Origin of the sequence: Enterococcus alcedinis (genome assembly GCF_014635985.1) — a bacterium.
GTDB lineage: Bacteria > Bacillota > Bacilli > Lactobacillales > Enterococcaceae > Enterococcus_I > Enterococcus_I alcedinis.
The window spans coordinates 88323-107944 of the sequence record NZ_BMDT01000006.1 but is presented as its reverse complement, the minus strand read 5'-3'; the positions used below and the strand labels follow the sequence as shown (position 1 = coordinate 107944).

Here is a 19622-nt window from a genome sequence, read left to right as displayed (position 1 = left end):
CGTTATTCTTCTCTTAAATGCATTCTTTTAACAATTAACTTATCAAATAATTGACTTTGGTTATCTGGTTCACCAATAATTTCAGCTACAATACTCTTGTTATCGGCTTTACGGCGTAAGTGATAGATAATTTTACCTGTTTCTTTTAATTCCTCAATCATTGTTGAGACACCACCAAAACCACTCTTTTTAGTAATAAATCCTAGTGCGACCATGCGCTCATCCAAAATTTTGGCTGACATTAAACTGCCTGCTGCAATTGCATGACGCATCTCATGGTAAAGTTCTTCCAATCCTTCAATCGGAGTTTCTTCTGGCTCTTCAATTGCTACAGCGACTTTCGGACGCACAACCTCCTCAGAGGAAGGGTTCGTTTGTTGACGTTTGTCAGCTAGTTCTTGTAGCAACGTTTCGTATTGCTCTTGTGTTAACATAACTCCAGCAATCTTCTCACGGTTAAAGACATAGACTCCCGTTTCAGCATCTCGTGCTTGTTGGAAGACATCCATTGGTGATTTTTTTACTTCGGTAATCGAGGTTGTAGGCACTTCTAATTTTTTTAACGTCACTTTCTTCACTCCTTCATTTGCCTATTCATTATAGCATAAATCCAGCGTGATTCGTTGACTTCTAAGCAAATTTCACTTGATTGTGGTCGCATTGACATTGTCCAGGGATACAATTACACGTGATTTTTTCGACCGTTTGCTTCTTTTGTAACGTTTGGATTAATTGCGCAACGTCGGTTGGTGTCAATTCGACTTCTTCAATCATTTGGGTTAAGTTTTCGGCCATTCGTGTCGCACATATTCTCGAGAACAACTCTTGTGTCGCTTCATGAATCGATTTTTCTTCACTAATTAATGCCGAATACAAATATTTTTTCCCTACTTGACGGGTCTTTAATGCTTCTTTTTTTACGAGTCTTCCAAGTAAGGTTTTGACTGTGGCAAATTTCCATTGCATTTTTTCTTTCAAAACATCATTAATGGTTGCGGCATCCGATTCCCCCAACGTCCAAATCACACGCATGACTTCCCATTCCGCTTCACTAATTTTGATCGCATCTTCTGTATTCATAACTACCGGCTCCTTGTTCATTCATAAGTTAAATTTACACTCGTAATCAACTTTTGTCAAAAAAATAGCTTCATTTTTTTATTACTCTTATTTTTCTTATCCATTTTCTTCGATTGTTACTTTTATAGGACAACATCTGACGCCTTTAATTTTGTTCGCTGTTGCTTATCCAATCGATAGACGTCACCGACAACGGTCAAATGCTCTTCGTCGATTCGCAGCATGCATTCATTCACGGCAATATAAATCGGCAACTGATCTGATATGGGTCGTAATTGACTCATTAATAAATCATTTTCAATATCGCAGTTAGCCATTGAAAAAAAGAACCATTCGTCCATCCCGAGTCCTTGAACAAGTTCAGGTTCTCCTGTTTGATTGCCTGTTTCGCTAAAATAAAGCCATTGTGAAGACAAGTTAATTGCCCCTGCACTAACGCCAATAATTGGTTTTTGACTCTTTTTAATCACTTTCCCTAGTCCATATTCAACCAAGAATTTGTTTTGTTCGATTGGGTAGCCACCACATAACAAGATGACACTAGCCTCTTCAATTAACTGCTTGGCTTTTTCTTTTGAAATGCGTTCATCAATCAGATGATTGTTTTCAAAAGAGATATTTGCTGAACCAAACCATTGCTCGACAATCAATTGAGCTTGCTCACTTTGATCCGCACTTGGTTGTCCACTAATCATAACGAGTCGCTTCAAGTCTCTTAAATCTTCTTTTAAGATTTGGGCAATTCTTTCAGGAAATACTTGGTCAAACCAACTTAAGTAATATCTTTTCCCCATCTACTCAACCATCCTTTTTACTAAAATCATTGCTGCTTCTTTTTGATTCATCGGTAAACAAAACCGAGGGATGACAAAAGTCGCTTTGCTCTGAGGAATTGAAGATCCATTCGAAAAAAGAGCAGACTTTTATCCCCCGTGTTCGTATAGCAGCAAAGGGGTCGTGACTGATGTCACGGCCCCTTTATTGCTTTCTATCTATTTAATCAGTGACGCGTTGCCATTTACAAACCCACCAAGAAAACAGATCCAATAATAAAAATAACAACAAACCAAAACTACTTAAAATGATAATCCCGGCATACATCGCACCATAATCCATTCGTGTCCAGGAATCCATAATGAAGTAACCCATGCCATATTCTGTCCCATAATTCTCCGTAAAGAATAAAATCGAAATTGCCGTCCCTAGGGAAACTCGTGCGCCACTAATGATTCCAGGTAATGTCGCTGGGAATGTAATCAACGCAAATTGCTGTAGTTTTGACGCTTGCAATAGTCGATAAACATCATAATAATTATTCGGAATTTGTCGCACACTATCACGCACTGAAATCGTGACTTGAGGCAAGACAATTAGGACAATCATCGCAACTTTTGATCCATCACCTAAACCACCAAGTAGCATGACAATCGGTAAGAGTGCCATTTTAGGTATTGGGTACGTTAAATAAATTAAAGGATCAAAGAAATACTTCCACTTAGGGAAACTTCCCATTAACAAACCTAAGAAAAAACCACCAATTAAGGAATAAAACATACCTAAAAAGATACGGTAACTACTTACACGTATATGCATCAGCAACTCTTTCTCAAATAAGCCAGGGATGCGCTGTAGCACTTCAAAAGGTGAAGGTAGCAACGGTTTTTGAATAACATAATAACCTATCCACCAAATACCTAAAAATAAAACGACTGCCAGGATGCCACCAATGAGTCTTTTCAATTCATCTTTTTTCATCCGCTAATCGCTCCTCTCAAGGCATTGGTTAACTCAAACAATGCCATCGACTGACGATTCTCGTGCAAATTCATTTTATCTTCAAAAGGTGAATCGACGATTTGACTGATTTCCCCTGGATTGGCTGATAAAACGATGATTTGATCAGACAATAAAATGGCTTCTTCAATATCGTGCGTCACAAAAACCGTTAGTGGTTTCAACTTTTGCCACCGACTTAAAAATAGCTGTTGTGCCTTTTCTCTCGTAAAAGCATCGAGTGCTGAAAAAGGTTCATCCATTAATAATAAATCCGCATGAGTCGCAAAGCTGCGTGCAATCGCTACTCTTTGCTGTTGCCCCCCACTTAATTGACGAGGATATTTTTTACGGTGTTCCCACAAAGCCATTTGTTTTAATAATTCATCAATTTCAGCTAAATCCAACGCCGATAATTTTCCTTTTTGACTTAAACTTGCACCTTTGACCACTGCCTTTTGTACTGTTTGCCAAGGTAATAATCCATAGTCTTGAGGTACAAAGGCGACTTTTTGTTCCTCAACTGTACCCTTTTTCGTTTCGATCGTCCCTGAAGTTGGCTTTTTCAAGCCACCTAACAAGGAGAGTAACGTCGTTTTACCAGCACCAGAAGGGCCAATTAAACTATAAATTTTCCGTGGTTCTAATTCAAATGAAAGGTTCGATAAAATCGTCTGTTCATTCAGTTGATATGAGACGTTCGTGACTTGATAATGGTTATTTGAAATAGACATCGCTTAATACATCTTTCGCTGGGATTTCCTTTTCAAGGATGCCCTTTTCTTGCGCCCAATCAAATGCTCTCGTAATATCTTGCTCGGTTGTTTGGAAAGCTTCTTTGTATTCTGGAACGACAATTTGATCTTTTAATGTTTCAGGAAAACCAATCTCATCAATAAACAATTGAATGTACGCGTCTTGCTCATTTTCTTTCATCCATTGAACCGCATCGTTGTATGCATCATACATTCCTTTAAATGCGACCGCTTTTTCATCAATTACTTCTTGTGTTGCCACGAGTGCAAATAAATTAATCCCTAAATCAAGCGTTGAACCTAAGTTGTTCATCCCTTGTGTCGCTGTGATTGTGACGAATGGTTCCGGTAAAATAGCCGCACCTGCTTGGTTATTGCTTAATAATTCCACGCGACTCGGTACTTGTGGAACATCAATCATTTTCACATCTTCACCTGTTAAATTCGCTTGTTTCAAAAATTCTTCTGCTGCAAATTCCGGGCCTTGATTTTTTAATACTACGATTTCTTTGCCTTTTAGATCAGCTATTTCTTTCACATCTGCTGTTGAAATCAAATCAAATTGCCCTTGTGTGGCACTCATGATTTTAACATCCATTCCACCTTGTAAATAAGCTGCAACGCCGACTAAATCAGCATTAATACTATCAACCGCTCCCGCTTGAAAAGCAGCATCGCGATCTTTACCTGATTTAAAAGCTTGAATGTCTAAATCGACACCATGTTTTTTATCAAAACCTTGCTCGTGAGCCACAATTAACGGCATATTGTCCATTGATGGCATCACACCAATTTTTAGCGTTGTTAACTCTTCATTCTCGCTCGTCTTTGTGTCTGTTGATCCTTCGTTTGATTCTGCTGCTCCACAAGCAGTTAACGTTAATAATAAAACAGTTGCAAAACTCATCATAATTTTTTTCATTTCATAACTTCCTTTCAAATCGATAGTCTTATTTTAGCATGATTTTTCTGACTTTTTCTGAAAATCCATTCAATTTTTTCTAAAAAAATAAAAACAATCGAATGACGTTTTTATTTTTTACGCTTATTTAATACTTCTTGTCGATATCGACGATTCCCAATAAATTTTAACGTCTTTAATAACGGTTGATGATTTTCACCAACAAGACCAATCAATTCAATGAACAACTCTAAACCAACAATTGTCGCAATAATTAATAAAATCGTTGCAGACGTACTCGCATGATTCATTAATAAGGCAATAAAAGAAAAGACTAATGCCATCGCATAAATCGTGAGTACAGCGCCCCGATGGGTAAAACCTAAGGACAATAAACGATGGTGTAAATGCATTTTATCCGGTGCTGAAATTGGTTGTTTATTAAACACACGGCGAATCATCGCATAAACAGTATCGGTAATTGGAACACCCAAAATAAACATTGGCGTTAAGACCGAGATAAAGGTCGCATTCTTTAAACCTTGTAAAGAAAAGATTGCAATCATGAATCCTAAGAACAAGGCTCCCGTGTCGCCTAAATAGATTGTTGCGGGATGAAAGTTATACGGGAAAAAACCAGCAATCGCGGCGATCAGTGAAAAAATAATAATCGCTAGAAAGACACCATACCCTGGTAAAAAGAAATAACTGACTAAACCGATTGTTGCAAGTGCAATCATCGAAACTCCCGCAGCTAAACCATCTAAACCATCAATCAAATTGACTGCATTCGTAATCGCTAAGATCCAAATAATAGTCATTGGTAAACTCAACCATCCTAACTCAAAAGTTCCCAAAAATGGAATACTTAGTGTATGGAATCCAATCTCGGCTAAATAATAAACCATACAGGAAGCAATCACTACTCCCAATGTTTTTTGCTTAGGATTTAATTCCTTGATGTCATCAATTAAGCCGGTTATAACGACAACTGCGGCACTAATTAGTATCCAAACAATCCGTGAAAAATCCGGTGTTGACCAACTTTCAAATAACACAATAACGGAAAAAGAGATAAAAATCGCTAAACCACCCGCTGTCGGCATCGTCTTTTGATTGATGCGTCTCTCGCTTGGTGCATCGGTAGCACCAATTTTAAAAGCGAGTAACTTAATTAGCGGCGTTAAAATTACCGACATTAACATTGTCAGGAATAATCGTATAATAAATTGAAACGTAAATCCCATTTAATTTCTCGCTTTCGTATTAATTTTTCCATTTCTTTTTGAATTTGTCCGGCAACAAATTTCTTGCATGACCTCGCTCTTCTACTTTCCCGCTAATCGATTCCTCGATAATCGCGTTAATAATGCCTCCTAAGACTAAAATCATCGCTGCAAAATTAAGCCAAACCATCAATACGACAAAACTTCCGATGATTTGATAACCACTAATACGAGTCGCAAAAAATTTGGCGTAAATTCCAAAGGCTTGTGACAACCCCATCCAACCAATCGTGGCAAAGATTGCGCCAGGTAAGATTGAACGCGCCCTTAACTTTACATTCGGAATAATACCATAAATAACCAACATAAGCGTCAGTAAAATCGTAATTGTTAATGGCCATTTGACCGTTTGAAAGGTCGTAATGATTTGATCAGAAAATAGAAAAATAGGCTGTAATTTATCTAGTATTAGTTTACCTGAACCTAAAATTAACGTCATTCCGATAATTCCTAGCATCAAAGCAAACATTGTCAAAAGTGACACAATCCGCATAATAATAAAATTACCGCGTTTAGGTACACCATAAGCTTTCGTAAACGCAATCTGCAAGGCATTCATACTCGCACTAGCAGACCAAATCGTTAATAAAGCAGAAAGAGACAAGGCCCCACCTGAGCCTTGTGTTAGTAAGTCTAAAATGGCTGGACTTAAGAAAGCATAGATCGAAGGTGGGATGACCTCTTGTAAGTAAGGTAGAATCGTATTTGGATCAATCCGTAAGTAAGGTAAGACGTTTCCAACAGCAATTAATAATGGAAAAAGAGAAAGTAATAAATAATAAGCAATCACAATGGATGATTGCGTCATTTCTGAATCTTTGACTTTCGTCTTTGTCGTTTCTATAAATTGCTGAACTGCATCCTTTTTCAAAAAATCACGCATGCTACTTGTCCCCTTGTCTACTTCGTTTTTGGCTTAATACGTTCCTTCATCGCCTTGGGATGTTAATAAAATTGGGCCTTCTTTAGTAATCGCAATACTGTGTTCATATTGACAACTTAAACCGCCATCTAATGTGTAGGCAGTCCAACCATTTGGATCCATCTTCATTTTCCAAGTCCCAGTATTGATCATCGGTTCAATTGTGATAACCATGCCTTCTTTTAGACGTAACCCTTTACCCGCCACACCATAGTGAGGCACTGCTGGACTTTCATGAATCGTCGGGCCAATGCCGTGTCCAATAAAATCACGGACCACACCGTAGCCTTCTTGTTCAGCATACGATTGAATCGCATGACCAATATCACCAATACGATTGCCAACTTGTGCTTGTTCAATTCCTAGATACAACGCCTTTTTTGTTACCGCCATTAAACGATCAATTTCTTCTGTTGATTCGCCAACAACATATGCCCAACAAGAGTCTGAAATGGCACCATTTAAATTGACACACATATCGACTTTAATTAAATCGCCATTTTTCAAGACCTTCTTACGGGGAAAACCATGACAGATTTCATCGTTAATACTACAGCAAGTCGCATATTTATAACCTTCATAGCCTACTTGAGCTGCAATTGCTCCGTGGCTTTCAATATAATTACGGACAAAAACTTCAATATCCCAACTCGTAATTCCTGGTTTAATAAACTGGCGTAGCTCTTTATGAACGCTTGCTAAAAGCGCACCCGACTCTGCCATCATTTCAATTTCACGTTTTGATTTTAATGTAATCATTCTTCTTAATCCTCTCCTTATAAATCTTGTCTATTTTACCATAGTTTCGCCTTTTTTTCCAAATGCTCTCATTGATTGAGTGGTAGTTCCAATTTGTGATTTCTTTTGCTATAATAACGTATAAATTCATTATTACACATTAATAGGAGGATATTATGACCTTAGCAAAAATTGTTTACGCTAGCATGACTGGTAATACGGAAGAAATTGCCGATATTGTCGCTGAAGCGTTAGAAAACTTAGGATTAGAAGTTGAAATGGAAGAATGTACGCAAGTCGATGCCTCTGATTTTGAAGATGCCGATATTTGTGTTGTTGCAACTTATACATACGATGAGGGAAGTTTACCTGATGAGATTGTTGACTTCTATGAAGATTTAAAAGAAATTGACTTGACGGGTAAAATTTTTGGTGTTTGCGGATCAGGTGATACATTCTATGATTATTTCTGTAAATCGATCGATGATTTTGAAGAAGTCTTTTTAGCCACCGGGGCAACAAAAGGAGCAACAAAAGTTCAAGTGGATTTAAATGCCGAAGAAGAAGATATTCAAAACTTAGAAAAATTCGCCAAAGAATTGGCCGAAGCTGCTGCCAATTAAATTCCAAATTTTCGATACTTCTTTTCATAAAAAATCAATCATATCACCTTTATACAAGGAGAGTAATATGTACAATAACGTCACTTTAAAAACAATCGTTAAAGAAGACTTACCAGATATTTGGGCGATCAGCTACGGTCCAAAAGCTGATTTGGAGTGGATGAAATTTAATGGTCCATACTTTAAAGACCCCATAAAAACATGGGAAGAATTTTCATCTGGTTACGGCATGTCCTTGCTCGATTCTCCTATGAATCAAGTCATAATGGTCAATGATACTATCGTCGGCTTAGTTTCTGCTTACTGGTCAGATGCCGATTTAAAACAATGGTTAGAAGTTGGGATCTTAATCTATGACTTCAAATTTTGGGGCAAAGGAATTGGAACGACCGCCTTATCTCTATGGTTAAAAACATTATTTAACCACTTCGACTATCTCCCCCATATTGGATTTACTACTTGGTCTGGAAATGAAGGCATGCAAAAACTAGGTGAAAAAACTGGCATGCAAAAAGAAGGCGTTATCAGAAAAGTTCGATATTTACATGGTAAATATTATGATTCCGTTAAATACGGTATTTTAAGAGAAGAATTACCAAAAACCATTAGTCGATAAACAACAATCAAGAACCTCAAAGCGTTGTGCTTGCATCCATTAATAGGTGTAAGCACAACGCTTTGAGGTTCTTATGTATTAATTTCTAAATAAATTCCCTAAAGTAAATAAAGGTTGCATCTCGCTTTTCTCTTTTTTCATCGATAGTAAAAAAGCCGTCAACATTGTTTCTAATTCTTCATTGGAATAAGTTAGGATTTTCTCACTCTCCATGGAGGCTAAACCCGAAATATAAATCCAAAACATCATAAATTGTTCTTTCATTTCTTCGTCTGAGCGCTCAATCCCCGCTTCTTCTTTAATTAGCAAGCCGTTGAAACACTCCTGAAAAGCTTGTTGCATGGCTTTTGCACCTAGTTCTTCTTCTAAATACAACGATTGATACAACTGACGATTCTCTCTTGCAAAAGAGACGAATGCGACACCTAATTTTATTAAATAAGGCGCTTCTTTTGCCGCCTCTAAAAAGGTTTCCGAAGTTTTCTCAGCCATCAAATGAAAAAGTGCTTCTTTTAAATCATCCATGTTTTTAAATTCTAAGTAAATTGGTTGTGTGGAACAGTTCATTTGAGTAGCGATATTTCGAGCAGTAAAATGAGAAAAACCTCTGTCCGAAATCACCTGATGAGCAGCAACTAAAATTTGGTCTCTTGTTATCGTTTTTTTACGTGCCATTTTCCTCATTCTCCTTCTGTACAGTCTGCTACGCGCTTTTACCCAACCTCTCGTTTTATCTTATCATTTTTTTTCAAAAAAGAATAATCTAGCGCCTTGGCAATTGACTTTATTATGAAAAAAATAAATTTCACTTGTTTTTTTGCTCAAATAAATGACAAGTTATATTTTGTTAAAAGAAAATAAGTGCTATAATTAGAAACGATAGTGATTTAATTAAGGAGGAATAATAAATGGTATTAGCAAATTTTAATGAAAATCTAGAAAAGTATGCTCAATTAATTGTCGCGATTGGTGTGAACGTGCAAAAATCGCAAACAGTTGTTTTAAATATTAGTGTGGATCAACGTGATCTCGCTCGCTTAATTACAAAAAAAGCCTATGAATTAGGTGCAGCACAAGTCATCGTTAAATGGAGTGATGATGCGATCCAAAAAGAATTCTACCTACATGCGGATCAAGATCGTCTTGAAACAATCCCTCAATACCAAATTGACGAAGGCGATGCTTGGGTTGAACTAGGCGCAAGTCGCATCAGCGTTGCTTCTTCTGATCCAGGTGCTTTAGCAGGTGTCGATCCACAAAGAGTGGCGACTTATCAAAAAGCAGCAGGACAAGCGATGATGAATGTCCGTAAAGCAACACAGGCTAACAAATTATCTTGGACCGTTGTCGCTGCAGCAGGACAAGAATGGGCAAATAAAGTTTTCCCAGAACTCTCAGATGAAGAAGCAAAAGATGCTTTATGGGATCAAATCTTCAAAACGACTCGTATCTACGCAGAAGATCCTGTAGCTGCTTGGCAAGCACACAATGACTTATTGCAATCAAAAGCAGCTTCATTAAATGAGGAGCAATTTGTTGCCCTTCACTATACGGCTCCTGGAACGGATTTAGTCGTTGGATTACCTAAAAATCACCATTGGGACGGCGGCGATAGCGTGAATACACGCGGCGAAATTTTCAACGCGAACATGCCGACAGAAGAAGTCTTCTCCGCTCCTGATGCGAATCGTGTGGATGGCTATGTTTCGAGTACAAAACCACTAAGTTATGCCGGTAGCATCATCTCAGGGATGAAATTTACCTTTAAAGATGGAAAAGTTGTTGATTTCTCTGCCGAAGAAGGCCAAGAAGTTTTAGCCAACTTACTTGATACCGATGAAGGCGCTAGACGTCTAGGCGAAGTGGCTCTTGTTCCAGATCCTTCACCTATTTCACAATCGGGTATCACGTTCTTCAATACTTTATTTGATGAAAATGCCTCAAATCACTTAGCTTTCGGATCTGCCTATGCTTTTAGTTTGCAAGGTGGAACAGAAATGTCCGAAGAAGAGTTGATTGCAGCGGGTATCAATCGTAGCCATACACATGTAGACTTTATGATTGGATCAAGTGAAATGAATATTGACGGTATTCGTGAAGATGGGACAAAAGTTCCAGTATTCCGTAACGGAAACTGGGCTTAAAACGTATTTTGAGACTGTGACAATGATTACTTCCCACTTATTTTATGGTTGTGGGGAAAATTTGTCACAGTCTTTTCGATTATTTAGACCTTCTCTTTCTTTTAGGTAGTAAAGCGAGGGATTTTTTGATAGAATCAACTTCATATGGAAGGAATGAAGATAAAATGACACCAAATCGTGAGGACTATTTAAAATTAATCTTAGAGCTTGGTGGCGAAGAAAAACAGATTAGCAATAAACAAATTGTTGCTGGTTTAAATGTTTCACCCGCCTCTGTTAGTGAAATGATTACGAAATTGGTTAAAGAAGACTTTATTCACCATGTCCCTTATCAAGGGGTACAATTGACTGAGACAGGATTGACCTTAGCGAGTGCATTAATTCGAAAACATCGATTATGGGAAGTTTTTCTAGTAGAACACCTTGGTTATTCTTGGAATGATGTTCACGAAGAAGCAGAAGTTTTGGAGCACATTACTTCTAGTACTTTAGCAAGTCGCCTCGATCAATACCTCCACTCACCACAGTACTGCCCACACGGTGGCATGATTCCTAAGGAGAATCATTTGGTTCGTGAAAAAAAGCGAGAGCTACTCTCCTTTTATCCTGTTCACTCAAAAATTCGAATCGCTCGTGTACTTGATGAACGAGAATTACTTGACTACCTTGTGATGATTGATCTTCACCTTGATGAAGAATATGAGATTTCAAGCATCTCACCTTATGAAGGTCCAATTACACTTAGCAATGAAACAAAAAAAGTCGTAGTTAGCTACAAGGCAGCCAACTCAATTTTTGTTGATATATTATAAGAGGAGTGATAACAATGAAAGAAAACAAAGTCTTATTTACGATTTTTGGCGCCACAGGGGATTTGGCCCAAAGAAAATTATATCCTTCCTTGTTTCGTTTATACCGAACAGGAAGCCTAGTGGAGTCTTTTGCGGTTATCGGAACAGCAAGACGCCCTTGGTCAGATGAAACATACCGCGAAATCGTCCAAGAAACCATTGCTTACTTAAATCCTACTGAGGAAGAAGCGCAAGCCTTTTCTTCCCACTTTTATTACCAAGCACATGATGTCAATGATACAGAGCATTATGACAAATTAAAAGACTTAGCTGATACACTGGATGCGAAATACACACTGGATGGCAACCGTTTGTATTACTTAGCGATGTCACCTGCTTTCTTTGGAACGATTGTCTCTCACTTGGAATCACAAAAGATGTTAACATCTGATGGCTACCACCGCGTAATCATCGAAAAACCTTTTGGAACAGATTACGAAACCGCTGCAAAATTAAATGAAGAAATTACAAGTGTCTTCGCTGAAAATGAAATTTATCGCATTGACCACTACTTAGGGAAAGAAATGATTCAAAATATTTCAGCCATTCGTTTTGCCAATAATATTTTTGAATCCATGTGGAATAATCGTTACATCGATAACGTGCAAATTTCGATTGCTGAAAATTTAGGCGTTGAAGATCGTGGCGGTTACTACGACAAGAGTGGGGCATTAAAAGACATGGTTCAAAATCATATCTTACAAGTCCTTTCACTTCTTGTGATGGAACCCCCTGTTGCCTTTTCTGAACAAGAGATTCGCGCTGAAAAAATCAAAGCACTTGAAGCGGTACGCGTATATACGCCCGAAGAAGTCAAAGAAAACTTTATTCGTGGACAGTATACTGCTGGTCGCTTAGCCGATAATCAATACCTTGGTTACTTAGAAGAACCTGGTGTTGCTGAGGATTCTAAAACTGAAACTTTTGTGGCAGGTAAGTTTACGATTGATAACTTCCGTTGGTCAGGTGTGCCGTTCTACGTGCGCACTGGTAAACGATTGACTGAAAAAGGCACGCGTATCAATGTTGTCTTCAAACAAGTGCCAGTGAACCTATTTAAAGCAGAAGTTGGTGCAGAGTGCGAACAACCTGCTTTAGAGCCAAACGTCTTAACCATCTATATTCAGCCAACAGAAGGCTTCTCATTGTCATTAAACGGCAAAGAAGTCGGTCCTTCATTCAATATGCTGCCAACACAACTTGCTTACCGCAATAGTGCTGAAGCGATTGAAAACACACCTGAAGCCTATGAAAAATTATTACTTGACGCTTTAAAAGGCGATGGGACAAACTTTACTCACTGGAAAGAAGTCGCACAATCTTGGCGCATTGTTGACGTGATTCGTCAAACTTGGGATCAAAGTGAAGAAGGCTGTGAAACCTATCCAGCTGGAACAATGGGTCCAGAAGCTGCTTTTGAACTACTTGAAAAAGATGGCTTCAAATGGATCTGGCATCCAGATGAGTGGTACCGCGAACGTAACTTACTATAATATTTAAAAAAGCAAGTTGAGACTATTCTCAACTTGCTTTTTTTATGGATGCGATTCACACAATACTTAGATTCACAGAGCGGAAGATTGTTTAAGATAGCTTTGATTTCAGTTATTCTTATCCATAACCAAAGAAAACCAACTTTCACCATCAGATATTAATCTAACAGCGAAAATTGGTTTAAACTGACTCTTTATTATGCTTCGAATCCTTCTGCAACGGCTTCTGGGAATTCACTTGTTACGATTGACGCACAGTGTCCGCAAAGCGTCGGTAATTGCGTGTCGCTTCCGACGTCATTTTTGACTTGACGACAACGATCACAAACATCGCCTTCTGCTTTTTCAACTAAGATTGAAACATTGCTGAATGTCATTGCTGTTTCAGGTGCTTCAGTACCGACTGCTTTAACTTCAAAGAAATCAGGTGAAACGATTAATAATTGAGGCAAGTTGGCATTCACTGCTGTTAATAAGCTAGCTACTGGTTCTGTTGGATAGATGGTTAATTTCGCTTCTAATGATTTACCAATAAGCTTCGCATTACGTGCTTCTTCTAGTGCTTTTAAGACATCATCTCTAAAGTCCATAAATGCTGACCACGTATCTAACAATTCCGCTTGATTCGGGAATTCTTGGTATTCTGGGAATTCAGCTAATTGTACGTAAGCTTCTTCTTCTTTTAAGAATGACCAAATTTCTTCTGAAGTATGCGGTAAAATTGGTGTTAATAATTTTGTTAACTCTTTTGCCACATCATAAAAGACGGTTTGCATTGAACGACGTTGCTGGTCATCTTTGGCTTCGATGTAAACAACATCTTTCGCAAAATCTAAGTAGAATGACGATAAGTCAACGGTTAAGAAGTTCATAACCGTACGGTAAATTTGTAAGAAGTTATACTTCTCATAACCTTCTTCACGAATTTCTTTAATTGTTTGATTTAAACGAACCGTCATGTATTTATCGACTGAACGTAAATCATCGTAAGCCACACGATCGGTTGTTGGATTAAAGTCTTCCGTATTTGCAATTAAGAAACGCATTGTGTTACGGATTTTACGATAAGATTCAGATACTTGGTTTAAAATATCCATCGATACACGAACATCGGCTTCGTAATCGACACTACTTACCCATAGACGTAAGATATCTGCACCCATTTGTTTAATCACTTTATCTGGTAACATCGTGTTTCCAAGTGATTTACTCATTTTACGGCCTTCCCCATCTAAAACAAAGCCTTGAGATAAGACGGATTTATAAGGAGCTACGCCGTTAATTGCGACACTTGTTGTTAAGCTTGAGTTAAACCAACCACGGTATTGATCTGAACCTTCTAAGTACATATCGGCTGGGAAAGTTAAGTCATCACGTTGGCGTAAAACGGCTTCATGGGAAGAACCTGAATCAAACCAAACGTCCATAATGTCTGTTTCTTTCGTGAATTCACCGTTTGGAGAATCTGGATGTGTAAAGCCAGCTGGTAACAATTCTTTTGCTTCTTTTTGGAACCAAATATTTGAACCATGTTCCTCGAATAAATTCGCTACATGTTCAATTGTTTCTGGTGTGATGATTGGCTCACCATTTTCTGCATAGAAAATTGGCAACGGTACACCCCAAGCTCTTTGACGTGAAATAACCCAATCGCCACGGTCACGGACCATATTGTAAATACGTGTTTTACCCCAAGGCAATAACCAATCGACTTTTTCAACTTCATCTAACATGTTTTGGCGGAATTTATCAATCGATGCAAACCATTGTGGTGTTGCACGGAAAATTACTGGTTTCTTCGTACGCCAGTCATGTGGGTAGCTATGTGTAAAGAAATCTAATTTTAGTAACGCATTTTTTTCAGTTAATAATTCAGTAATCATTGGATTGGCTTTATCATAGAAGACCCCTTCAAACATCGGTGCTTCATCTGTAAAGACCCCACGCCCATCAACTGGTGAAAGAACTTCTAAACCATAGCGACGACTAACAATGTAGTCATCCTCCCCGTGTCCAGGAGCCGTATGTACCAGTCCTGTTCCGGCTTCTAGCGTTACGTGATCACCTAGCATTAATAATGATGTACGATCATAAAACGGATGTTGAGCCGTCATCATTTCTAACTGATCGCCTGAGAATTCTTGTAAAACTTCAATTGTTTCCCAACCAATCGCTTCAGAAACTTGTTTTAGTAAGTCTTTTGCAACAATAAATTTACGACCGTCAGCTAAAATTTGCACATAAGCATAATCCGCATTCACTGTAATTCCCATGTTTGCTGGTAACGTCCAAGGGGTAGTTGTCCAGATAACAAAAGCAGTATCCTCGTCTAATAACCCTTTACCATCTTTTACTTGGAAGGCAACATAAATCGATGCCGATTTAACATCTTTATATTCAATTTCTGCTTCAGCCAGTGAAGATTCACTTGATGGTGACCAATAAATTGGTTTTAATCCTTTATAAATATAACCTTTTTCTGCCATTTTACCAAAAACACGAATTTCAGCTGCTTCATAATCCGGTGTTAAAGTAATATACGGGTTCTCCCAATCGCCTGAAACACCTAGACGTTTGAAATCCTCGCGTTGTGTATCGACTTGTGTCATCGCATAATCATGACACGCTTGGCGGTATTCTGCCATCGTCATTTCTTTACGCTTAACGCCTTTGTTTGTTAACACTTGCTCAATTGGTAATCCATGTGTATCCCAACCAGGAACGTAAGGCGCACGGAAGCCCGACATTGATTTTGAACGAACAATAATATCTTTACTAATTTTATTTAGTGAGTGACCTAAGTGAATATTTCCATTGGCAAACGGTGGTCCATCATGTAAAACAAAGGTTGGTTTGCCTTCGTTTAATTTTTGACGTAAGCCATAAATATCTTTTTCTTCCCAATCTTTTTGCCATTCGATTTCACGATTTGGTAAGTTCGCACGCATTGGAAAAGCTGTTTTCCCTAAGTGTAACGTTTCTTTCATTTTCATTTATTGATCTCTTCCTTTCATTTTAAGCACAAAAAAACGCTCCTCCCCTAAAATAGGGACGAACGTATCGCGGTACCACCCAAAGTTTGAAAATGATGACTCATTTTCCTTTAGAATCGTTAACGAGATTAATCGTTGATTTCTACTGACTTTCAAAATCAAACAAAATAGAGGATCTAATGGATTGCAGGGTTTATTGACCTCTCACTATCGTCAACTCGCTAAAAAAATACAATTCATTTTTCTGTTCTATTTAAAGTTTATTAGTTATTTTCGTTATCAGAAACACGAACGACTTTGCCATCGGCTTCTAAAACAGTATAATCTGTTTCATTTACAACTGCTTGACTAGAGTTTACTTCAGATTCATTTTCATTGTCAAGTTCTTTCGCTAAAACTTCACGAATCACTTGATGGCTGTCTTGAACATAACTTGAAAATGGTGCTAAAATTTCATCCCACTCTGGTGATTTAACTTGGTTTAATTGTGTTTCTAACATTAATAACAAGCTATTATGGAATACTCTTGTCTTTTTCTTCAAATCGTTCGTTTCAACAGCTAATTGACGAGCATTCTCAGTCGCTTCTGTTAAAACTTCTTTCGCTTTTTCTTCCGCAGCTAACGTTAAAGCGTCCGCACGTTTTTCAGCTTTGGCAATCATTTCATCGGCTTTATTTTGTGCTGATGTTACGATTACTTCTGATTCTTTGCTTGCACTTGTCTTAACCTTGTCTGCTGTGTCTTGGGCGACGATAATCGATTGGTTTAGAGCATCTTTCAACTCATTAAAATACTCGAGTTTTTCTTCTGCATGCTTCAATGCTTTTTCTAGTTCACGATTTTTTTGAACAGAATCTTCATAGTCGCGAACAATCAGATCTAAGAAATCATCAACCTCATCTTTTTCGTAACCACGCATTTTTGTTTGAAACGTTTTATTTTGAATATCTAATGGAGTTAAAGCCATATTTTTTCACCTCGTAATTTATTTTCGCAAGACACCTAATGCTAAACGAATTTTTTCTTTCTTTGTTTTCCCTTCAATTTCTTGGATTTGAAGGCGGCCGAAACCGCGAATGGAAACAATGTCTAGTAAGTCTAACATAAAGTCTGGTCTTTGTGTCTCAATCCAGTTAATCTTAATCTTTCCTGATTCAATTAATTGTTTTGAACGTTGTCTAGAAATATTAAAAATCGTTGCGATTACTGTATCTAATCGTAAAGAAGAGACGGTTGTTTTTTCTTGTGACCAGCCATCTTTTGGCGTGAGTATTTCTGTGTAATTTTTCAAATCCAAACGAACAGTGACACTTCCGATTTTATTGACTTGCATTTGTAAATAAGAAGCGACTTCTTTTGCCACAAACACTTGCCAATTTTCCCCGTCGGAAATGATATCCCCAAACATTTCTCGTTTCATACCTGAACCAATTAATGTCCCTAAAATTTTCCCATGACTCAATGTTGTGAATTTTTTAGGGTAATTGATTTCAAATAACACAATTTCAAACTCCTCTTGCTCCGGTTCGTAGTATTCTGGATAGATCATACAACGAACACGTTCCGCGGTACCGTAGCCACCAAAGAAACGAAATTTCAAATCCGTCTCTTGACGAACTAAGGTTTCTAAAATATATGCTTGTCTTGGATCTAAAAATTCAGTTAAGTAGGGGGCATATTGAAAAGAAACTTGTTCTAACCAATCGCCTACCAGATCAATAAAAGAGTGCTCATCACTTCGAAAATGTTGATAGATATTGGCATCCACCGAATCTCTCTCCCCTATTTATTTTATTTAGAACATGAAAGCAATTCTATTTAAGATTAAAACCAATGCCTGTGACGCTAATTGTAAGACAATAATGGCAAAGGCGATATTAAAGTTTACCGGTCCGAACGATAAATTCAAATGATCGAATAGACCTAAATACGGCTCACAAATTTTAGCTAAAAAACGCCCAAAACTTGATTGATAGCCTCCTGGAAACCACGATAATAGTGCATAAATAACAAGTAATACCGTGTATAAATAAATTGCTTTACTAATTAATTGAACTAACCAAAAAACGAACAAATGTGTTCCTTCCTCCTTCTATAGCGACATTTCGCTAAGATCAAACATATCGTGTTGAACGAGAGATTTAGCTGCGCCTTCGATTTCAACTGTTTTCGGTGTGCATAAAAACATTTCATCGGAAACACGTTTTATATCCCCGTCTTCTGCATAAACCGTTCCGGTTAAGAAATCAACCACGCGTCTCGCTTGATATTCCTCCATTAAATGAAAGTTAACCAAGACAGAATTGCCACTCATAACATGTTTTGCGATTTTCATCGCTTCTGAATAGACCCGAGGCTCTAAGATCATAATTGTCCCTGATGAATCATTCGTTGCTCCACGCGTACGGGTGCCTTTTCTGTCAGAAGGCATCGTAACAACCTTCTTTTCAGCTTTTTGCGGTTTTCGTTGTGATGCATTACTTTGTGTTCGTGACTGTGGTTCCATTCTCGGTGCCCGTTGCGACTCTCTTGCAGCGACTTTTTGCCCTTGTGCTGGACTTTGCACTCTACTTTGTTGTTGTGTTGGTGGAACTTGTTGAAAGCTCCGTGTAGCCGGCTGTTTGGGTTGAGGTTTAGGCTGAGACGGAGACGGTTGCCTAACAGCAACCTCTTGATCATCTTCGCCCTCTTCTAGTCCGAAGAAACTGCCCATATTGCCAAAAAAATCTTTTAGAGACATATCATTTTCCTCCTTCACTCATCTTCAAATAGTGCGCTCCCCACTCGAACATAGGTCGCTCCAACTTCAATTGCTACTGGATAATCATTTGACATACCCATACTTAATTCTGTGCATGGGGCATGGGAATACTTCTGTACGGAAACTGCTTCTTGTAATTGTTTTAATTGAGTAAAATAACTTCTTTGCTCTTCAACTGTTGAGTCATAAGGGGCCATCATCATCAAGCCAACAACTTCAATTTTATCATAGCTAGCTAATGACTGAATAAAAGACAACACTTCTTCTGGACGAATTCCTAGCTTACTCGCTTCGCCTGAGACATTAACTTCTACAAAGCAACGAATCGCTTTTTGTGCTCTTTTTTGGATTTCTCCGGCAAGCTTTAAGCTTTCTAATGCATGAAAGTAGTCAATCTTATTAATTATATCTTTGACTTTCCGACGTTGTAAATGACCGATAAAATGCCATTCAATTGCTGGGTAATCAGCTAGTTCAGCTTGCTTTTGCAGTAAAACATCGACACGATTCTCAGCGAAAACGGTTTGATCTTCTTCGTATAATTCCTTCATTTTAGCGCTATCGACGCTTTTAGTCACTGCGACAAGCGTCACTTCTTCTACTTTACGAGAAACAAGAGCACAGGAATTCTGTATCTCTTGCCTTACTTTTCGCAAGTTATCAGAAATCATATGCTCTGGCCTCC

At 38.1% G+C, this 19622-nt stretch carries 21 protein-coding genes and 1 other annotated feature; of the genes, 5 read left to right on the top strand and 16 right to left on the bottom strand.

Annotated elements, in window-relative coordinates:
* Positions 1–2: 2 nt before the first annotated feature.
* From IEV09_RS07800 to map, 9 genes are all read right to left on the bottom strand, one after another.
* Positions 3–569: a type II toxin-antitoxin system Phd/YefM family antitoxin gene (locus tag IEV09_RS07800; RefSeq protein WP_188367727.1), complete on the bottom strand. Its 567-nt coding sequence runs from the start codon at positions 567–569 to the stop codon at positions 3–5.
* 61 nt (positions 570–630) lie between these two features.
* A complete protein-coding gene (locus tag IEV09_RS07795; RefSeq protein ID WP_188367726.1) occupies positions 631–1080 on the bottom strand; it encodes a CopY/TcrY family copper transport repressor in 450 nt (149 codons plus the stop codon).
* A gap of 122 nt (positions 1081–1202) precedes the next feature.
* Entirely contained in the window at positions 1203–1874 is a 672-nt protein-coding gene (locus IEV09_RS07790; RefSeq protein WP_188367725.1) for a Type 1 glutamine amidotransferase-like domain-containing protein, read from the bottom strand.
* A gap of 202 nt (positions 1875–2076) precedes the next feature.
* Complete coding sequence (locus IEV09_RS07785) at positions 2077–2835, bottom strand: ABC transporter permease (protein ID WP_188367724.1); 759 nt, start codon at positions 2833–2835, stop codon at positions 2077–2079.
* Entirely contained in the window at positions 2832–3587 is a 756-nt protein-coding gene (locus IEV09_RS07780; protein WP_188367723.1) for an ABC transporter ATP-binding protein, read from the bottom strand. Before IEV09_RS07780 ends, IEV09_RS07785 begins: the two co-directional genes overlap by 4 nt.
* Positions 3571–4530, bottom strand: coding sequence for an ABC transporter substrate-binding protein (locus tag IEV09_RS07775; protein ID WP_188367722.1), 960 nt, complete (start codon positions 4528–4530; stop codon positions 3571–3573). The genes IEV09_RS07780 and IEV09_RS07775 overlap by 17 nt, the downstream gene beginning before the upstream one ends.
* A gap of 110 nt (positions 4531–4640) precedes the next feature.
* Positions 4641–5756, bottom strand: coding sequence for a glycosyltransferase family 4 protein (locus tag IEV09_RS07770; RefSeq protein WP_188367721.1), 1116 nt, complete (start codon positions 5754–5756; stop codon positions 4641–4643).
* A 19-nt stretch (positions 5757–5775) separates the two neighbouring features.
* The gene (locus IEV09_RS07765) at positions 5776–6678 is read right to left on the bottom strand and encodes a YihY/virulence factor BrkB family protein (protein WP_188367720.1); all 903 of its coding nucleotides are present in this window, start codon (positions 6676–6678) and stop codon (positions 5776–5778) included.
* Positions 6679–6711: 33 nt separating this feature from the next.
* A complete protein-coding gene (map, locus tag IEV09_RS07760) occupies positions 6712–7476 on the bottom strand; it encodes a type I methionyl aminopeptidase (protein WP_188367719.1) in 765 nt (254 codons plus the stop codon).
* Between the two features lie 155 nt (positions 7477–7631).
* Here map and IEV09_RS07755 point away from each other — a divergent pair, with 155 nt between their 5' ends.
* Together IEV09_RS07755 and IEV09_RS07750 are read left to right on the top strand one after the other, a co-directional pair.
* On the top strand, positions 7632–8078 hold the full coding sequence (locus IEV09_RS07755) for a flavodoxin (RefSeq protein ID WP_188367718.1): 447 nt from the start codon (positions 7632–7634) through the stop codon (positions 8076–8078).
* A gap of 67 nt (positions 8079–8145) precedes the next feature.
* Entirely contained in the window at positions 8146–8694 is a 549-nt protein-coding gene (locus tag IEV09_RS07750) for a GNAT family N-acetyltransferase (RefSeq protein WP_188367717.1), read from the top strand.
* Between the two features lie 78 nt (positions 8695–8772).
* Here IEV09_RS07750 and IEV09_RS07745 read toward each other — a convergent pair whose 3' ends face one another.
* A complete protein-coding gene (locus tag IEV09_RS07745) occupies positions 8773–9369 on the bottom strand; it encodes a TetR/AcrR family transcriptional regulator (protein ID WP_188367716.1) in 597 nt (198 codons plus the stop codon).
* 233 nt (positions 9370–9602) lie between these two features.
* On the opposite strand from IEV09_RS07745, the gene IEV09_RS07740 reads away from it, so the two are divergent.
* The 3 genes from IEV09_RS07740 (at position 9603) to zwf (ending at position 13182) form a co-directional block, all read left to right on the top strand.
* Entirely contained in the window at positions 9603–10838 is a 1236-nt protein-coding gene (locus tag IEV09_RS07740; RefSeq protein WP_188367715.1) for an aminopeptidase, read from the top strand.
* Positions 10839–11002: 164 nt separating this feature from the next.
* Entirely contained in the window at positions 11003–11650 is a 648-nt protein-coding gene (locus tag IEV09_RS07735; protein ID WP_188367714.1) for a metal-dependent transcriptional regulator, read from the top strand.
* 14 nt (positions 11651–11664) lie between these two features.
* Positions 11665–13182 carry a glucose-6-phosphate dehydrogenase gene (gene zwf / locus IEV09_RS07730; RefSeq protein ID WP_188367713.1) on the top strand — a complete coding sequence of 506 codons (1518 nt, stop codon included), beginning with the start codon at positions 11665–11667 and terminating at the stop codon, positions 13180–13182.
* Between the two features lie 197 nt (positions 13183–13379).
* Here the strand turns inward: zwf and ileS are convergent, their stop codons facing one another.
* The 6 genes from ileS to IEV09_RS07700 form a co-directional block, all read right to left on the bottom strand.
* The gene (ileS, locus tag IEV09_RS07725; protein WP_188367712.1) at positions 13380–16175 is read right to left on the bottom strand and encodes an isoleucine--tRNA ligase; all 2796 of its coding nucleotides are present in this window, start codon (positions 16173–16175) and stop codon (positions 13380–13382) included.
* Between the two features lie 51 nt (positions 16176–16226).
* Positions 16227–16441, bottom strand: a binding site (T-box leader).
* The gene (locus IEV09_RS07720) at positions 16439–17143 is read right to left on the bottom strand and encodes a DivIVA domain-containing protein (protein WP_188367711.1); all 705 of its coding nucleotides are present in this window, start codon (positions 17141–17143) and stop codon (positions 16439–16441) included. Its footprint overlaps the feature before it by 3 nt.
* A gap of 18 nt (positions 17144–17161) precedes the next feature.
* Positions 17162–17944: a YlmH family RNA-binding protein gene (locus tag IEV09_RS07715; protein ID WP_188367710.1), complete on the bottom strand. Its 783-nt coding sequence runs from the start codon at positions 17942–17944 to the stop codon at positions 17162–17164.
* A gap of 27 nt (positions 17945–17971) precedes the next feature.
* Positions 17972–18250: a YggT family protein gene (locus IEV09_RS07710; protein WP_229731682.1), complete on the bottom strand. Its 279-nt coding sequence runs from the start codon at positions 18248–18250 to the stop codon at positions 17972–17974.
* A gap of 18 nt (positions 18251–18268) precedes the next feature.
* Complete coding sequence (locus IEV09_RS07705) at positions 18269–18889, bottom strand: cell division protein SepF (protein ID WP_229731681.1); 621 nt, start codon at positions 18887–18889, stop codon at positions 18269–18271.
* A 41-nt stretch (positions 18890–18930) separates the two neighbouring features.
* A complete protein-coding gene (locus tag IEV09_RS07700; protein WP_188367708.1) occupies positions 18931–19608 on the bottom strand; it encodes a YggS family pyridoxal phosphate-dependent enzyme in 678 nt (225 codons plus the stop codon).
* Between the last annotated feature and the right edge of the window lie 14 nt (positions 19609–19622).

Excerpts from the sequence above, each read along its gene's own strand:
- IEV09_RS07795 (WP_188367726.1), bottom strand. The coding sequence starts at position 1,080 with ATGAATACAGAAGATGCGATCAAAATTAGTGAAGCGGAATGGGAAGTC.
- IEV09_RS07790 (WP_188367725.1), bottom strand. The coding sequence starts at position 1,874 with ATGGGGAAAAGATATTACTTAAGTTGGTTTGACCAAGTATTTCCTGAA.
- IEV09_RS07785 (WP_188367724.1), bottom strand. The coding sequence starts at position 2,835 with ATGAAAAAAGATGAATTGAAAAGACTCATTGGTGGCATCCTGGCAGTC.
- IEV09_RS07780 (WP_188367723.1), bottom strand. The coding sequence starts at position 3,587 with ATGTCTATTTCAAATAACCATTATCAAGTCACGAACGTCTCATATCAA.
- IEV09_RS07775 (WP_188367722.1), bottom strand. The coding sequence starts at position 4,530 with ATGAAAAAAATTATGATGAGTTTTGCAACTGTTTTATTATTAACGTTA.
- IEV09_RS07770 (WP_188367721.1), bottom strand. The coding sequence starts at position 5,756 with ATGGGATTTACGTTTCAATTTATTATACGATTATTCCTGACAATGTTA.
- IEV09_RS07765 (WP_188367720.1), bottom strand. The coding sequence starts at position 6,678 with ATGCGTGATTTTTTGAAAAAGGATGCAGTTCAGCAATTTATAGAAACG.
- map (WP_188367719.1), bottom strand. The coding sequence starts at position 7,476 with ATGATTACATTAAAATCAAAACGTGAAATTGAAATGATGGCAGAGTCG.
- IEV09_RS07755 (WP_188367718.1), top strand. The coding sequence starts at position 7,632 with ATGACCTTAGCAAAAATTGTTTACGCTAGCATGACTGGTAATACGGAA.
- IEV09_RS07750 (WP_188367717.1), top strand. The coding sequence starts at position 8,146 with ATGTACAATAACGTCACTTTAAAAACAATCGTTAAAGAAGACTTACCA.
- IEV09_RS07745 (WP_188367716.1), bottom strand. The coding sequence starts at position 9,369 with ATGGCACGTAAAAAAACGATAACAAGAGACCAAATTTTAGTTGCTGCT.
- IEV09_RS07740 (WP_188367715.1), top strand. The coding sequence starts at position 9,603 with ATGGTATTAGCAAATTTTAATGAAAATCTAGAAAAGTATGCTCAATTA.
- IEV09_RS07735 (WP_188367714.1), top strand. The coding sequence starts at position 11,003 with ATGACACCAAATCGTGAGGACTATTTAAAATTAATCTTAGAGCTTGGT.
- zwf (WP_188367713.1), top strand. The coding sequence starts at position 11,665 with ATGAAAGAAAACAAAGTCTTATTTACGATTTTTGGCGCCACAGGGGAT.
- ileS (WP_188367712.1), bottom strand. The coding sequence starts at position 16,175 with ATGAAAATGAAAGAAACGTTACACTTAGGGAAAACAGCTTTTCCAATG.
- IEV09_RS07720 (WP_188367711.1), bottom strand. The coding sequence starts at position 17,143 with ATGGCTTTAACTCCATTAGATATTCAAAATAAAACGTTTCAAACAAAA.
- IEV09_RS07705 (WP_229731681.1), bottom strand. The coding sequence starts at position 18,889 with ATGGGCAGTTTCTTCGGACTAGAAGAGGGCGAAGATGATCAAGAGGTT.
- IEV09_RS07700 (WP_188367708.1), bottom strand. The coding sequence starts at position 19,608 with ATGATTTCTGATAACTTGCGAAAAGTAAGGCAAGAGATACAGAATTCC.